14 protein-coding genes, 1 other RNA gene and 1 pseudogene are annotated in these 16,056 nt (G+C 46.9%); 9 read left to right on the top strand and 7 right to left on the bottom strand.

Annotated elements, in window-relative coordinates; all coding sequences use genetic code 11:
* Nucleotides 1–13: 13 nt before the first annotated feature.
* Nucleotides 14–1,168 carry an LPS export ABC transporter permease LptG gene (gene lptG, locus ICN24_RS06780; RefSeq protein WP_216222385.1) on the bottom strand — a complete coding sequence of 385 codons (1,155 nt, stop codon included), beginning with the start codon at nucleotides 1,166–1,168 and terminating at the stop codon, nucleotides 14–16.
* Nucleotides 1,165–2,280 carry an LPS export ABC transporter permease LptF gene (gene lptF / locus ICN24_RS06785; RefSeq protein ID WP_216222386.1) on the bottom strand — a complete coding sequence of 372 codons (1,116 nt, stop codon included), beginning with the start codon at nucleotides 2,278–2,280 and terminating at the stop codon, nucleotides 1,165–1,167. The genes lptG and lptF overlap by 4 nt, the downstream gene beginning before the upstream one ends.
* A gap of 135 nt (nucleotides 2,281–2,415) precedes the next feature.
* On the opposite strand from lptF, the gene ICN24_RS06790 reads away from it, so the two are divergent.
* The 9 genes from ICN24_RS06790 to ICN24_RS06830 all read left to right on the top strand — a co-directional run bounded on the left by ICN24_RS06790 (nucleotide 2,416) and on the right by ICN24_RS06830 (nucleotide 12,278).
* On the top strand, nucleotides 2,416–4,020 hold the full coding sequence (locus tag ICN24_RS06790; RefSeq protein ID WP_370623120.1) for a leucyl aminopeptidase: 1,605 nt from the start codon (nucleotides 2,416–2,418) through the stop codon (nucleotides 4,018–4,020).
* A gap of 9 nt (nucleotides 4,021–4,029) precedes the next feature.
* The gene (locus ICN24_RS06795; RefSeq protein ID WP_216222390.1) at nucleotides 4,030–4,494 is read left to right on the top strand and encodes a DNA polymerase III subunit chi; all 465 of its coding nucleotides are present in this window, start codon (nucleotides 4,030–4,032) and stop codon (nucleotides 4,492–4,494) included.
* Nucleotides 4,495–4,499: 5 nt separating this feature from the next.
* Nucleotides 4,500–5,294, top strand: a complete 795-nt coding sequence (lgt, locus tag ICN24_RS06800) for a prolipoprotein diacylglyceryl transferase (protein WP_216222391.1) — start codon at nucleotides 4,500–4,502, stop codon at nucleotides 5,292–5,294.
* A 4-nt stretch (nucleotides 5,295–5,298) separates the two neighbouring features.
* Entirely contained in the window at nucleotides 5,299–6,189 is an 891-nt protein-coding gene (locus ICN24_RS06805; RefSeq protein ID WP_370623113.1) for a LysR family transcriptional regulator, read from the top strand.
* A 133-nt stretch (nucleotides 6,190–6,322) separates the two neighbouring features.
* Nucleotides 6,323–7,627: a malonyl-CoA decarboxylase domain-containing protein gene (locus ICN24_RS06810; protein ID WP_216222395.1), complete on the top strand. Its 1,305-nt coding sequence runs from the start codon at nucleotides 6,323–6,325 to the stop codon at nucleotides 7,625–7,627.
* A 140-nt stretch (nucleotides 7,628–7,767) separates the two neighbouring features.
* Complete coding sequence (gene dctP, locus ICN24_RS06815) at nucleotides 7,768–8,841, top strand: TRAP transporter substrate-binding protein DctP (RefSeq protein ID WP_370623114.1); 1,074 nt, start codon at nucleotides 7,768–7,770, stop codon at nucleotides 8,839–8,841.
* A gap of 4 nt (nucleotides 8,842–8,845) precedes the next feature.
* Nucleotides 8,846–9,352, top strand: coding sequence for a TRAP transporter small permease (locus tag ICN24_RS06820; RefSeq protein ID WP_216222396.1), 507 nt, complete (start codon nucleotides 8,846–8,848; stop codon nucleotides 9,350–9,352).
* 2 nt (nucleotides 9,353–9,354) lie between these two features.
* Complete coding sequence (locus tag ICN24_RS06825; RefSeq protein WP_216222397.1) at nucleotides 9,355–10,713, top strand: TRAP transporter large permease; 1,359 nt, start codon at nucleotides 9,355–9,357, stop codon at nucleotides 10,711–10,713.
* Between the two features lie 41 nt (nucleotides 10,714–10,754).
* The gene (locus ICN24_RS06830; protein WP_216222398.1) at nucleotides 10,755–12,278 is read left to right on the top strand and encodes a malonyl-CoA synthase; all 1,524 of its coding nucleotides are present in this window, start codon (nucleotides 10,755–10,757) and stop codon (nucleotides 12,276–12,278) included.
* On the opposite strand, the gene ICN24_RS06835 is transcribed toward ICN24_RS06830, so the two are convergent.
* From ICN24_RS06835 to ICN24_RS06855, 5 genes and pseudogenes are all read right to left on the bottom strand, one after another.
* Complete coding sequence (locus tag ICN24_RS06835) at nucleotides 12,279–13,097, bottom strand: sulfite exporter TauE/SafE family protein (RefSeq protein ID WP_216222399.1); 819 nt, start codon at nucleotides 13,095–13,097, stop codon at nucleotides 12,279–12,281. It lies immediately after the preceding gene.
* Nucleotides 13,098–13,316, bottom strand: a non-coding RNA gene (gene ssrS, locus ICN24_RS06840) — 6S RNA.
* 99 nt (nucleotides 13,317–13,415) lie between these two features.
* Nucleotides 13,416–13,637: pseudogene (locus tag ICN24_RS10420) on the bottom strand (cell division protein ZapA); the annotation flags it as partial.
* Entirely contained in the window at nucleotides 13,612–13,899 is a 288-nt protein-coding gene (locus ICN24_RS06850) for a hypothetical protein (RefSeq protein ID WP_216222400.1), read from the bottom strand. The pseudogene ICN24_RS10420 and the gene ICN24_RS06850, both read right to left, overlap by 26 nt.
* A gap of 40 nt (nucleotides 13,900–13,939) precedes the next feature.
* Nucleotides 13,940–16,054, bottom strand: coding sequence for a TonB-dependent receptor (locus ICN24_RS06855; RefSeq protein ID WP_216222401.1), 2,115 nt, complete (start codon nucleotides 16,052–16,054; stop codon nucleotides 13,940–13,942).
* Between the last annotated feature and the right edge of the window lie 2 nt (nucleotides 16,055–16,056).

The following is a 16,056-nucleotide window of genomic DNA, read 5'->3' on the forward strand; positions in this document are numbered from 1 at the left end:
TGAATTTTGGGTATTAGGCCTTAGAAACCCAGCGTAAACCAGCCAGTGCCAATAAGAAGTAGACCAGGGGAGGCGTTAAAGCCGTCATAAAGGCGGGCCAAGCACTCAGTAAGCCCACATTGGAGAAGAGGGAGTTAAAGAGCTGAAAGCTCATTCCGAGCATGATTCCGCCAAAAACCTTAATCCCCACGCTACCAGCGCGCACTTTTAAATAAGCAAACGGAAGCGCTAAAGCAAGCATCACAAAAATGGTGAAGGGGTAAACCACCTTTTTCCAGAAGGCGATTGAATGTCTCTGGGTGTCTTGTTTGTTTTCTTGGAGGTGATTAATAAAACGACCCAAGCTCACAATCGACATTTTCTCCGGACTAATGAGGAGCACGCTGAGAATTTGCGGGGTGACCTCAGACTCCAGAGTCAGAATGGGGTGGGTAAACGTCTGTGCTGAAAACACCGGATTGAGAGGGTCAGTCTGTTTGGTTTCTTTAAAGCGTGTTTCGGTAACATCATTCAGAACCCAGATACCCGTCTCATCAAAGTGACCAGAGGGCGCGCTACGAATCGATAGCAGGTTATAGACATCATTAAATTCATACATGCGGATATCGCGAATGTCATTATCTTTATCCACCTTGCCTACGTTCACGTACCGTACACCAGGCCGCACAGGGCCGCTGCCATCTTCATCCCTGAGACGATCCTTAACCCAAACGCCTGTTTTAAATTGAGATGAGTAGGTTGAGCCGAGCGCCTTCATGCGAATCTGTTCAGATTTCGCTTCGGTGTAAGGGCCAACCCACTCACTCATGATGAGGGTGATGGCTACTAGTGGGAGGGAGATTTTGCTCAGGGTTATGAGGCCACGCTTCACATCAAGGCCCGCAATGCGCAAGATCGTAAATTCTGATTGGCTAGCGAGCATTGCAAAGACATAAATACTTCCGATGAGGCCGGCGATGGGAATGATTTCGGAAATACGGCTCGGCGCCTTGAGTAAGACATGCAATAAGGCGAGCGGAAGAGTGTATTGCCCTTGCACTGAACCCAATTCGCTCAAAATATCAAAGAATAAAAATAGCGCAACTAAGGCAAAGAGAATGAAACCAAATGCAGCATAAATCTGCTTGGCAAGGTAACGCTCATAAATATAGGGAAAGAGCAATTTCATTTTCTTGACAGAGATGCTGGTAATTGACGGCGCCACCACTTCACTGACGGATTAATACGATTGCGAATTAACAAGATTGCCATCAACAGTGCTAATAAGTGTATTGGCCAGACCCCAACAAACACGCTGAACTTGCCCTGCGCAACAAAGTTTTGCGTTAGGTTTAAAAGGTTGCTATAGATCAGATAAATCAGCACTGCATAAAACATGGCAGTGTAATTTCCCAAGCGAGGGTTCACATACGCTAATGGGATAGCAATCAAAACCAAGCCAAGCGCCATGAGTGGCAAACCAATGCGCCATAGAAGCTCGGCTCGATTCGGATTAATGGTGATGGGGTCGGTATCGTTCAGCAATTCAGAAATAGTCTTTTCGCGATCCCTTGGAGGTGGCGCAAGCGCCTCCTTGCTGCGAATCTTGGTGGTGTACTCATCAAACTCTAGGATACGAAAATCAGGCTGTGTAGGCTGCCCCTCATAGCGGCGACCATGATTGAGGATGATGGATTTTTCGCCATTCTCAGCATTTTGAATAAAGCCAGTTGACGACACTGCAATGCTGAGGCGACCATTTTTGTTGTCCGCAACAAAGATATTCTTTACTTCGCTCTTATCAATATCCAGCTCTTCAATAAAGAATACGCGCTCTGCTTTAGCCGATTCCTTAAATTGTCCAGCGCTCACCATAGAGACGTCATCACGTTGTTGGAAGCGTTGACTAATCAGGGTGGATTCGCGATTTGCCCAAGGCCAAACGAATAAAGCAAGCAAGGCAATGACAATGATTAACGGCGTAGCAAACTGCAGAATAGGTCGAATGAGATTGGTAACGCTCAAGCCACTGGCAAACCAAACAATCATTTCTGAGTCTTTGTACCAACGCACTAAAACAATCAGTGTGGCCACAAATAAGGAAACCGTTAGAAGAACTGCTAGGTAGCCTAAAGTTGCCAATGCTATTAGAACCAGCGCATCTTCGGGGTTCACGGCACCATTAGCAGCAAATCCCAGAATACGAATCACCAAGGTCGTTACCATGATGGTTACCAGCACCAAAAAGACGCCACCAGTTGTAAAACTGAGTTCACGGCGAAGGGCTTGGTTAAAAATCATGGAGGGGCTGGTTTGGTGGGCTTAGTTGGGGTGAAAAGTGGGTTAATCTCATGTCGGAGGATAATGGATAAATATCCTCAATTTGCATTCTTTCATCCTTAAATTGACCTAAAAACTGCGCAAGACAATATGACTATTCAATTTAGTACCAAGATTTTCCCTCAGGCGGACCTCCACAGCCCAAAACTACTCAAAGCTGGCCTAAAAAGCGTACTGGCTAATGCCACGGATTGCTTGGTCTTGCCTTATTCAAAAGCGGATTTTGAGGGTTTTGCTGGAGCCAAGGGTGCAAAGGCCCAGGCGGGGCTTTTGGGCGAGTTAGATCAATTTCTGGGTGGTTCGGTTGCCCATGCCAAAGCACTGGGTGATTTGGACGGAAAAGTTACCTCTGTTTGCGTGTTACGTGCAGATAAGTCATGGGCTGCTGCCGGGGTAAAAGCAAAGCGTGTTTTATTGCTTGGAATTGGTGATCTACATTCAGCTGCTGATCGCGGTTTGATTGCTTACTCTAAGGTTGCACGAGCAGCCTTGAAATCATTAAGTGGCGGCTCAATTGAAAATGCCCTTTGGTTTACTCCTGGCTTTAAAGATTTAAAAGATGTTGCAAGCGTTGCAGAAGAAGTTCGGTTAACGATTCAGTATGCAGGCGATCAAGCTTATCGCTTTGGCGTTCGTCAGCCGGCAATGAAATTCAAAGCCAAAGATACGGCTGATTCCTTTAAGCATCTGACTTTTGCGGGGAATGATGCGATTTCTAAAGATTTGAAATTGGCTGTAGAGCAGGGCGCCGCTATGGTGGAGGGAATGAATGTTGCCAAAGATTTGGGTAACCTTCCACCAAATATTTGTACACCAACCTATTTAGGTAAAACTGCTCAAGCCTTGGCTAAAAAAACCAGCCTCAAAGTGGAGGTGCTCGGTCTTAAGCAAATTGAGGCTTTGGGTATGGGCTCTTTTCTTTCTGTTGCCAAGGGCTCTGATACGCCACCTCAATTTATCGTGATGCGCCATCAAGGCGGCAAAGCAGGCGAGGCCCCGATTGTGTTGGTCGGTAAAGGCATTACTTTTGATACTGGCGGTATTTCATTGAAGCCAGGAGAAGCAATGGATGAAATGAAGTACGACATGTGTGGCGCAGCTTCCGTAATTGGTGCTTTGTATTCAGCAGCGCTGATGGGTCTGAAGAAAAATGTGATTGGCGTGATTCCGACTTGTGAAAATATGCCATCAGGTGGCGCTACACGTCCCGGAGATATTGTAAAAAGTATGTCTGGTCAAACTATTGAGATTCTCAATACTGACGCTGAGGGTCGCTTGATCTTGTGTGATGCCTTAACTTACGTAGAGCGTTTCAAGCCTCGCGCGGTGATTGATGTTGCAACCTTGACTGGTGCTTGTGTCATTGCGTTGGGTCATGTACATAGTGGTTTATTTTCAGAAGACCAAGGTTTAGTTGATGCGCTGACGAAGGCGGGTCAAGCCTCTCTCGATACCGTATGGCGTTTGCCGCTAGATGCTGCATATCACGAGCAACTCAAATCGAATTTTGCTGATGTTGCCAATATTGGCGGTCGCCCTGGTGGCAGCATTACTGCGGCTTGCTTCTTGTCGCGCTTTACCGAGAAATACAAGTGGGCTCACTTGGATATCGCTGGAACCGCTTGGAAGAGTGGCGCAGCAAAAGGCTCAACTGGTCGTCCAGTGCCCTTGCTGGTTAATTATTTGCTAGAGCAAAACTAAGCCTCTGATATGGCGCGCATCGATTTTCACAGCAACGTGAGCGATAAGCTGGAATACGCTTGTCGCCTGACCCGCAAAATCTGGAGCGCTACCCAAGAGGGCCAGCCCGTCCGTAATATTGTGATTGTTGCCGAAGGTCCTGATTTAAAAAAACTTAATGAATTAATGTGGACCTTTAGTAATACTGATTTTTTGCCGCACTGTTTTATTGAGGATGAAGCTGCTGCCGAGACACCGATTGTTTTGACAGATCACTTTGCCTCGCCTGCCTTAAATTCCATTCCGCATGCGGATGTCATGATTCATTTGGGGATGCGCATGCCGCAAGATGTGCCAGCTTTAGTAGCTCGTTTTCCACGGATTGTAGAGGTGGTAACGGTCAATGAAGCAGAACGTCTTGCGGGGCGTGAGCGCTTTAAGGCCTATCGTGACCTTGGTCACGAGCTACATAATTTCGATCAATCCAAGAGTTGATCGCCATGTTGATTCACCCACAATTTGACCCTGCAGCAATTCGGATTGGTTCCTTTGCCATTCATTGGTATGGCTTGATGTATCTGATGGCTTTTGCTCAATTCCTGCTGCTAGGTCGTTTGCGAATTCGTACTCCACAGTACCAAGCCTTGGGATGGACCTATAAAGACTTGGAAGATTTGTTATTCGCTGGCGTATTGGGTGTAGTGCTCGGTGGTCGTTTGGGTTACACCTTGTTTTACATGCCTGACTTTTATCTTGTGCATCCCCTGAGTATTTTTAAAATCTGGGAAGGCGGCATGTCTTTTCATGGCGGCCTGTTGGGTGTTCTGCTTGCCCTATGGTGGTTTGCAAAAAAACGGCACACGAGTTTTTTTGTAGTGAGCGATTTGGTAGCGCCGCTCGTTCCTTTTGGTTTAGCGTTTGGCCGTTTAGGAAACTTTATTAATGGCGAGTTATGGGGTCGACCTACTGATTTACCCTGGGCGATGATTTTTCCGATGGTCGATTCTGTACCGCGACATCCCTCGCAGATTTACCAGTTGCTGGGCGAAGGTGTCTTGCTGGGCGTGCTGTTGTGGATTTACGCAAGCAAACCGCGTCGTGTAGGGCAAGTCTCGGGATTCTTTCTGTTGGGTTACGGCATCTGCCGTTTCTTGGCTGAATATGCCCGTGAGCCAGATGCATTCCTAGGTTTATTGGGTTTTGGACTCTCGATGGGTCAATGGCTTTGCGTGCCAATGATTGTTTATGGAATTTATCTAATGCGCCGTTCGCAATCCTCAGCCTATGCTCAGTGATGAAGTGACTCTAAAGAAGCTCGAGATTCTGTGTTCTTTTGTGAGAACCGGAAGTCTCGTGAAGACTGCTGATGAATTGCAGTTAAGTTCAGTGAGTATTCACAAAGCGCTGCACTCATTAGAGGCGGGCATTGGTTGCCCCTTATTTATTAAAGAAGGCCGCCAGCTCAAGGCCTTACCAGCGGCGGTCTACTTGGCCGAGGCAAGCGTTGATTTATTGGGAGATGTTGAGCGTATTCTCAAGAAAACCAGATCTAAGGCGGGTGTTGAGAGTGGTCAAATCCGTCTTGGCTCTATGTATTCTTTAACGGCCAACATTATTCCGCGCATCATCATGGGAACCAAAATCCGTAGACCTGATTTGGACATCGATCTTTATCTTGGTTCAAATGCAGATCTAATGAAGAAGCTGACAGAGGGCAATATTGATGCCGTTGTGATTGCAGCACCAGCCGAAGGATTGTTAGATGGTATCGAGATTGTCCCTTTGTTTGAGGACCATCTATTTTTTGCCTCTTCGAAAAAAAGCAAGCCCAAGGAAGACAGCATTGATCTTTCGACCTATGCGCAGGAGAAATTCCTCACCCTGCAAGATGGTTTTGCGACTACCTCAGGTTTTTATGACGCTTTTGAGCTAGCAGGCTTTAAACCCGATGTCGTGATGAAGGTTGGGGATATCTTTTCTTTAATGAATATGGTTTCAAGCGATATGGGGCGCTCTTTATTACCTGGTCGGGTGAGGGCGCTGATGGGTGATGCGATTGAATTTACCCCCTTATTGCCCAAATATCAGGTCACCCAGCGGATTGCCTTAATGTATCTTCAGGCTAATGAATCCAACCCGAATATTTTGGCGCTTGCGGCTGAAGCCCGTATGTTGCATCGCAATAACTAATTCAAATACTAAGAGCATTCCCTTGATCATTAACTAAAGGTTAATGAAAATGCAATTCGCTTAATTGATTCCCGAAACGGGTGGGGCTACATTGGGGCATTCGTTTTATGGACCCCCTTTCTAAGAGAGCGGCATGCTTGAAAAGTTAGCTAAAGCCCGATATTTTTCACGCGTAACTGGCGCAGTGAATCGACTCATCTCCGAGCGAGGTGAATCGAATGCTGTCAGCATGGCTGATGATGTGATTAATAACTATCGCAAGCTCTCGAAAGATCAGCACCTTAAATTTTTCACATTCTTATTTGAAAAGCTCAACCCAGATCCTGCCGCAGTGATGTCTGCGGCGCAGAATTTCTCGGCTGAAGCTAGCGCCCGAAACTACATTAAGTTGCAGCGGGTTACGGAGCCGCCACGTCAAGAATTGTTCCGTCGCTTAAATCGCGCTACGAACGGTACCGCGGCACTGGTGGCGATGCGCCGTGATTTATTGCAGTTGCTCGAAAAGCAACCAGAACTCACGGCAGTTGATTTTGACTTACGCCACTTGTTGTCTTCTTGGTTCAATCCTGGCTTCTTGAAGATGCATCGCGTTGACTGGAAGTCACCAGCAGAAGTGCTGGAGAAATTAATTCAGCATGAAGCAGTACATGCGATTGATGGCTGGGATGACCTGCGCAGACGTTTGCAGCCAGACCGCCGTTGCTTCGCATTCTTTCATCCACAGTTACCCAATGAGCCCCTTATCTTCGTTGAGGTGGCTTTATTGCCTGAGATTCCTGCGGTCATTACGCCTTTGGTCGACAAGAAGGCTGAAACAGTTCACCAAACTTCCCAATACAAGGTGGCCGCTTTCTATTCCATTAGTAACTGTGAGCCGGGATTGCGTGGTGTATCCATGGGTAACTTCCTCATTAAGCGCGTTGCTGAGCAGTTGCATGCTGAATTCCCTGGCCTGAAAACTTTCGTCACGCTGTCACCAATCCCGGGATTTATTGATTGGGTCGCTGCGGGAGCCGATATTGGCGGAGAAAAAACTGGTGTGCAATTAAAGCCAGCAGTGCGTGCTGCTCGCGAACAGGCATTAGAAACTATGGGCCTAGCAAATCGCTCTTGGACAGAGCGTTTAAGTGCTGGCTGGCATCCGGATAACGCTACAGAAAAAGAAAAAGCGGCTTTGCTCTGCTTGGCTAGCATTTATTTGGCCTTGGGTTCTGCAGGCAGAAATGGCAATCCGGTAGCCAAGTTCCACCTGGGTAACGGGGCCAAATTACATCAAATTAACTGGGCAGGCGACCTTTCCCGTAAAGGTTTGCGTCAATCGGCCTCGCTGATGGTCAATTATTTGTATGATTTATCGGCGGTTGAGGAGAACCATGAGCGTTTTACGCATGGTGAGATTGATTATTCAAGGGCTGTAGGTCGTTTAATGCAGCCCTAAGCAGGAATTGAGCAGGGGAGACGCTAAAGCAGAATTCAAAGAGTATTCGCTTTAGAATGGGCAGCAAGAAGCCGGGCGTTAAGACCCGGCAATTTATAAGCAATTAAAAATAAATAGCTATAACTAATCAGGAGATCAACATGAGCAATGAATTTCATTCAGGATCCGACGCATCCAAACCAAATGCTTTGCGCCGTCAACTATTGGCCGGTTCAGCAGCGTTGCCAATGGCAGGAGTAATGGGCTTTAGCCACAATGTCGCTGCCCAGGGCGCAACCAAGACCTTGAACATTTCTCATCAGTTTCCTGGTGGCACGATCCAGGCAGGCGATTTCCGTGATCGCCTCTGTAGAAAATTTGCAGAGTCAGTAGAAAAGCGTACTAAAGGCGCTCTGAAGTTCCAGGTTTATCCAGGCTCTTCACTGATGAAAACCAATGCGCAATTTAGCGCAATGCGTAAAGGCGCTTTGGATATTTCACTTTTCCCAATGCCCTATGCTGGCGGAGAAGTTCCTGAACTCAATATTGGTTTGATGCCAGCATTGGTGACTAGCTATGAGCAAGCTGCCAAATGGAAAACTGCTGAAGTTGGAAAGATGCTCACCAAAACATTAGAAGACAAAGGAATTGTTCTTTTAAGTTGGGTTTGGCAAGCCGGCGGTGTTGCTAGCAGAACCAAGCCAGTCGTTCTCCCAGAGGATGTGAAAGGCATGAAGATTCGTGGCGGTAGTCGTGAATTTGACTTGATGCTCAAAGCAGCAGGCGCTTCAGTGATTTCCTTGCCCTCCAATGAAATCTACGCAGCAATGCAAACTGGGGCAATGGATGCTGCCTACACATCATCTACTAGCTTCATGTCCTTCAAATTGGAAGAGTTGGCAAAAGCATTTACTAGTGCCCGTAATAAGTCTTACTGGTTCATGTTAGAGCCACTCATGATGTCCAAGCAAATCTTTGATGCATTGCCTAAAGATCAGCGTGATGCTTTGATGGCTGCTGGTGCTGAGATGGAAAAATTTGGCATGGAAGCTGCTAAGGATGATGATAAAACTGCTGCGCTTGCTTATGCAAGAGCAGGTAGTAAGGTGTCTGACGTGGATGCTGCCATTGTGGATAAATGGAGAGCAATCGCCCGTGATAGCGCTTGGAAAGATTATGCCGAGAAGAATGAAAGCTGCGCAGCATTGTTACGAGCAGCAGAAAAAGTGACCTAAGAATATGACTCAACTTTTACAAGCGACAGACCGCTTAATGTCTGGCATTAACAAGCTGATGGTGTTATTTGGTTCATTGGCTTTGGTGGCTGCTTCTGTCATCTTGAGTTATAGCGTAGCCTCCAGAGCATTTTTCGGTGCAACGACAGATTGGCAAGATGAGGCTGCCGTATTTTGCTTGGTAGGGGCCACTTTCTTATGTGGTGCCTATGTTCAGCAGATTCGGGGGCATGTCGGTATATCAGCGGTTTCTACGATGTTGCCTAAGGCCCTCAATCGTTTACGCGTGTTGATTATTGACGTTGCCTCTTGCGCATTCTGTGCATTTTTTGCATGGAAGTCTTGGGCATTGTTCCATGAGGCATGGGTAGACGGCCAAGTCACAGCATCCTCATGGGCGCCACCACTGTGGATCCCGTACATCATGATGTCGCTGGGTATGACCTTGTTGGCATTTCAGATTTTGCTCCAAGCGTTTGGAGATGTTGTTAATCCAGGCGAAGGGGAATAAGTATGTCAATCATGACACTAGGATTATTGTTTGCAGCAGTTACCTTATTGGTAATGTTCTCGGGGATGCCAATCTCCTTTGCCTTAGGTTCTGTTGCCGTCATATTTATGGTCTTCTTTATGCCTGCATCCTCATTGGATACAGTCACGCAGAATGTGTATGAAGAGATGGCGAGTATTACCTTGCTCTCGATTCCGCTCTTTATCTTAAAGGGGGCGGCCATTGGTCGTTCACGTGCGGGTCAAGATCTGTATGAAGCGTTGCATGTGTGGTTGGGTAAGGTGCCAGGCGGCTTAGGTGTGGCCAACGTATTGGCTTGCGCTTTATTCGCTGCGATGGCCGGCTCCAGTCCTGCTACTTGCTCTGCAATTGGTAGTGCTGGTATTCCAGAGATGCGTAAGCGTGGCTATTCACCTGGTTTGGCTGCTGGCATTATTGCCGCCGGCGGAACCTTGGGTATTTTGCTCCCACCATCAATCACCATGATTTTGTACTCAGTTGCTGCTGAGCAATCTTTGGGTCGTTTATTCCTAGCAGGCATTGGCCCTGGTTTAATGCTGGTGTTGTTTTTCTCAATCTATACCGTGTATCGCTTCCGCAAGGAATACAACCTCGCTCTTGATGCAGTAGAGAAGGGCGCACCAAGTCAGCCGATTCTTGAGCGTCAGACATACACGATGCAGCAGAAGATGAGCTCCTTGCCACGCGTCTTGCCATTCTTAGTGTTATTGATTGGTGTGATGATTGCCCTGTACGGTGGTTATGCAACACCATCAGAGACCGCAGGTTTGGGCGCCATTTTGGCATTCGCTTTAATTGCTGGCATCTATAAGATGTGGCGCGTAAAGGATTTAGCGCCGCTGCTAAATGCAACCATTAAAGAGTCCACCATGTTGATGTTCATCATCGGCATGTCGCTCTTATTCTCTAACGTGATGAGCCACTTACATTTGAGTCAGTCTGCTGCTCAAGCAATTGTGGATTTGGGTTTTGGCCGCTGGGGCCTCTTGACTGCGATTTTGGTCTTGGTGGTGATCTTAGGCTTCTTCTTGCCACCGGTCTCGATCATTTTGATGACTGCACCGATTTTCTTGCCACCATTAAGAGCCGCTGGCTTTGATTTGGTTTGGTTTGGCGTGGTGATGACGATTGTGATGGAGACGGGCTTGATTCATCCACCAGTGGGTCTGAATATCTTTGTGATCAAAAATATTGCACCCGATATTTCTTTGAATGAAATTATCTGGGGCGTCTTTCCATTTGTGATCATCATGATTCTTTCCGTTGTATTGCTTTGTTTTGTGCCAGAAATTGCCACCGGTTTATCAGACCTGGTAATGGGTGCAGCTAAAGTTCATTGATTACGGCATTAATAGATAAATTAGTTTCATAGGAATATTTCATGAATTTATATTCAGTTTTGGAAAAAGGTTTTCCAAAAGACAAAACAGCGTGCGCCATTGAAACGCATGATGGCCTTTACTACTCTTGGGCGGACTTAGAAGGGGCAACTGCAAAGTTAGCCAATCTCTTAAAAAGCCTCAAGCTACCAGCAGGTTCACGGGTGGCTGTACAGGTTGAGAAGTCTCCAGAGGCATTGTTTTTGTATTTGGCAACCATTCGTGCCGGCTATGTTTACCTGCCACTGAATACTGCCTACCAGGCCGCGGAGATGCAGTATTTTATTGAAAACGCTGAGCCTGCAGTCGTAGTTTGTAGCGGCAAAAATGATGCTTGGGTCTCTAAGGTAGCATCTAAGGCTGGAACAAAACAAGTCTTCACCTTAAATGAAGATCGCACTGGTAGCTTGCTCGAGCGCGCTGCCGGTATGAGTGACTCATTCAAAACGGTTGTTACAAAAGATGATGATTTAGCGGCAATCTTGTACACCTCTGGTACTACAGGGCGTAGCAAGGGAGCGATGCTCACCCATAAGAATCTGTATAGCAATGCGCAAGTACTCCAAAAATTTTGGGGTTGGCAAAAAGGTGATGTGCTCCTGCATGCATTGCCAATCTTCCATGTGCATGGTTTGTTTGTTGCCGCTCATGGTGCATTGATCAATGGCAGCAAGATGATTTGGTTGCCACGCTTGGATGTTTCACAATTGATAAATCACATGCCACGCTCTACCGTCATGATGGGTGTGCCAACTTTCTACGTGCGTCTATTGGCTGATAAAGGCTTCACCAAGAAAGTAGCCCGCAATATGCGTTTGTTCGTTTCTGGCTCTGCTCCATTGCTGACTGAAACATTCAATACCTTCAAACAAGTGATTGGTCAGCCAATTCTCGAGCGCTATGGCATGAGTGAAACCGTGATGCTAGTTTCTAATCCTTACAAAGGTGCTCGTGTAGGCGGCTCCGTTGGCCTGCCCTTACCTGGCGTCAAGGTACGCGTAGTGAATGAGAATAATAAGCCATGCGGCGTTGATGAGATTGGCAGCATCCAGGTGAAGGGTCCGAATGTATTTAAGGGCTACTGGCGCATGCCGGAGAAGACTGCAGAAGAATTTACCAAAGATGGTTGGTTCAAGACTGGAGACGTCGGTCGTTGGGGTGGGGATGCCAATGGTGGTAAGGCACCCAAAGACTACTTATGTATCGTAGGTCGCAGTAAAGATCTCATCATCTCTGGTGGCTACAACGTTTATCCAAAAGAAATCGAGAGCTTTATTGATGATATGGTTGGTGTTGATGAAAGCGCTGTGATTGGTATTCCACATCCAGATTTTGGTGAGGCGGTAATGGCAGTTGTGGTGCCTAAGAAAGGCGCCAAGCTCAATGCGGATTCAATGATTGCGACTTTAAAAACTCAGATTGCGAACTTCAAGATTCCTAAGCGTTTAGAAATCGTAAGTGATTTACCGCGCAATGCAATGGGTAAGGTGCAAAAGAATATTTTGCGCCAGCAATATACGAGTTAATTAAAAACCGAATGCCTTGCGGCTTTCATTTAGCATGAAGGCCGCAAGGAAAAACAACATGATGCCAAATACGCGTTTGAGCTGAGCAATATCGAGTTTTCTTGCCATCTTGGCACCCCATGGAGCGGTAAAGATACTCACCACAACAATACAAGCGACTGCTGGTAAGTAGACAAAGCCCAGTGATCCTGCTGGCAGGTTGGGATTACCCCAGCTTCCATACATATAACCAAGCGTTGCGGCAGCGGCTACTGGCAGGCCTAATCCTGATGATGTGGCCATTGCGGTGTGGGGCTTGACGTTACACCACAGCATAAAAGGCACGGTAATGAATGCACCGCCGGCGCCCACCAGGCTAGCAAGTCCTCCAGCGAAGGCTCCGAAAGAAAATAGTCCCAAAGGGCCTGGCAATTCTCTACCAGGCTTTGGTTTCTTATTGAGCAGCATCTGTATGGACGTGTAAATAATAAAGATGGCGAAGAAGAGTGAAAGCCAGGAGGTCTTTAAAGCTTCAAACAATTCACTGCCACCAATCAAGCCGCCAAAAATCATTCCAGGGCTAAGGGATGCAACCAATTTCCAATCAATCGAGCCATGCTTGTGATGCGCCCAAATTGCAGAAGAGGTGGTGAATAAAATAGTGGCCATGCCAGTTGCAATCGCCATGTGCACGATTACTTCTTGACTAAATCCTAGGTGGTTAAAAACCAAGATCATGAATGGCACCAAGATCATGCCACCACCAATGCCAAGCAGTCCCGCAAGAAATCCGGAGATGCTGCCGCACAGCATGAGCATTAGGATATCGTTTAGTGACATGAATTCCCCGCCTTAGCCGCTAGGCCGTCATCCTGAACCCTAAGGTTCAAGGTGGAACGGCTACTCTGTTTCGGGTGCATTAAGTAGTTCAGGGAGTGACCAAGTCTGAGTTGGCACTGTGAACTCGCAAAACGCTCACGCCCACAAGGTAAAGATCGTTCCGGATGCTTGCGCATCGGTTCAAGGAACTATTGGCCTTGGCGAACCAGGCAGGGAAAGGGTTTGCATCAAAGTATCTACCTGTTCTTCAAGTCCACGAATCTCTGCATGAAGTCGTGCTACTTCATCAGAGCTGACATGTGAAGAGGTGCTTTGTTGCGTTTGATTTTTTTGCAAAGTGATGAGATCACCTGCAATTTTGAGTGCAGCCATCATGCTGGCACGTTCGATGCTACGGTTGCCTCCGCCGATGGCCAACTGAATTTGTTCGTCCACCAAGACGCAGGCAGCACGCAACAATGGCTCGTGTTCGGCGCTGGTGGCTAAGGTGATCTTTTGACCAGCAAGAGTTACTTCAATGCGTTGTTGGCTCACTGTCATCCTCAAGATTGGTTGGTGGGATTGCTTCGCCAAGCAAATTCAATTGGCGACCATCATTTTGTTCTGGCAAACGACTCAAGATCCGCTGCACCCGTTTTTGAGCATCTTCAATCTTGCCCTCTAATTGCGCGCGACTCTGAGTCATGTTCTTCACCGCATCCTGAATTGCAGAAAGCTTTTCAGACAAACGCTTGATCGATGCATTTAAGCTATCAATATCAAGGACATCCTGGGATGGGGGTTGGGAGGTTAGCTCACTCATATTGGCATTGTAGCCTCGAGAAGGGTCTCCCTGCAGCCCTCTAGAACGTATATTTAGTGGTGATGAAATAAGAGCGTCTATCGCTAGGGTAGTAGTAATAGCTTTTTGCGCCAGCCCCATCTGCGGTGCTGATGGTTCCATAGCCCCCGTAGGTGGCATAAGTGGCATTTCCAACGTTTTTAATGGTGAATTTGGCGTCAAAACCACCTAATTTGTAGGCCAGGTATACATCCCCTACGGTGTAGGAAGGCATGACGGCAAGCGCGTTGTAGTAACTTGGGCTGGCATCGTAATGCTGGTTGCTAACGTAATTGACAACACCCCCAAATGACCAATTCATATCAATCAGGTAGCTAGCCCGGGCATTGAGCAATAAATTTGGCGTTAGCGGAATCTCATTGCCAGAGTAGGGGCCATCAGCATAGAAAGATTTTTGATATTTACCACCACCAGCAACGGTGAGTTTGTTCGTGAGATTGGTTGATGAATCTACAACCACACCTTTGCGGTTGATGTTGTAGGGGGAGTTGTAGTTATAGCCAGTAGATGGGTTGTAAGTAATCTCGTTTTGAGAAACAGAGGAAAAGATAGAGCCATTCACACGCAAACTATTGAGCATCCAATTGCCGCCTAGCTCATAGGTTTGAGCGGTCTGAGGGCGTAGGATGCCATTAAATACTCGGTTCCCCTCAGCATTAAAGCCCCAGAATTCATCGATATTCGGAAAGCGATAGGACTGATTCCATTTGACGTAGATCTTTTGGTCTTTTGCATAATTCATATTGAATGCGATATCGCCAGCATTGGCTGAATAGGTTTGACTGTTATTGACCGATCCGTTTGGTGAAAAGATATTTGAATCGTACGTGTTAGCTTGCTGCGTTTGATGTCTTGCGCCACCATCTAGACTTAATCCATTGGTAATAGGGAGTTTCAAAATTCCGTAGACCGATTGATTGACGATGGACGCATTCTGAATATCGTGATTCAGACCATTTGGATTGGCGATGTAAAAATTAGTATTTAAGAAATCTTGTTGGGTCGCTCCATAGGTATCGGTTGACCCCTGAGCACCTTTATTAAATTCATACCCAAAAATCCCGCTACCAAATGAACCCAGGCCAGCCTTGATCCGTGGCGAGAGATTGAACTGCCAGCCAGATAATTTGCTGCTGCTGGGTACCTGCCATGAGTTGCCAACGTTATAGGCAGTTTGCGTATCCCAATAGGGATTGGCAAAAAATACCGTCTTATTGGTGTAAAAACCATCCAACTCTGCAATGGAAGTTTCTCCAAGTCCTTTGGTTCCACCAAAGCGAACGCCGACATTATCGGTGGTCGTATTCGATCCAATGTTATTAAATTTTGCTGCTTGCGGATCTCCTTGACCTACTTGGCCAACAACGCCACCAGGATTTTGTGCATTTGTGTACGCATAAAAAAGGTCTGTATAAACGCGATCGATCCCGCCTAACTTTTGCGTTACCTTGGCATCAAATGAATACGCATTAGCTGCAGAGTTTTGTCGCCAACCTTGGGTGTTGGATGTGTTGGCGGTGAGTTGATAGGTTGTATCTTCAAAACTATCTCGCAAAATGGCATTGTTGATCAGTGTTCCATAGCTGCCATACATCACGCTGGCCTGATTGAGCTTTGCATTATTGCCGTTAGTAATGATGTTGATTACGCCGCCAACTGCGCCGTTACCATACTGAACGCTGGCGCCGCCTTGCAGCACTTCAATGCGCTCAATAGAGTCTATTGGAATGGATTCCCAATTGACCCCAGCAGAATCAATGGGGTTAAGCCGTTGGCCATCAATCAAGATCAGGGTGGTGCTGTTGGCGGTAGCGCCGTAACCACCCATATCTACCGTGGCATCTAAATTGAGTTGTCCTGGATTTAAGCTACGAACATTCAGACCACCAATCTGTGACAACACATCTGGAATATTGCTCGAGGTGGAGCTGGCAATTTCATCGCGGGTGATAACTTTGACATTAGCTGGCACTTCATTCAGATTTTCTTCAAATCTTGAACCAGTGACGATGACTGTCGATTGAGAATTTTGCGCAAGCGCAACAAGCGAATTACTGAGGAAAAATACACTGGCGCAAATTTGGGCAATTTGCTTTGACTTCAACTGCTGTTTCATTT

Source organism: Polynucleobacter sp. UK-Kesae-W10 (assembly GCF_018881575.1).
Taxonomy (GTDB): Bacteria; Pseudomonadota; Gammaproteobacteria; order Burkholderiales; family Burkholderiaceae; genus Polynucleobacter.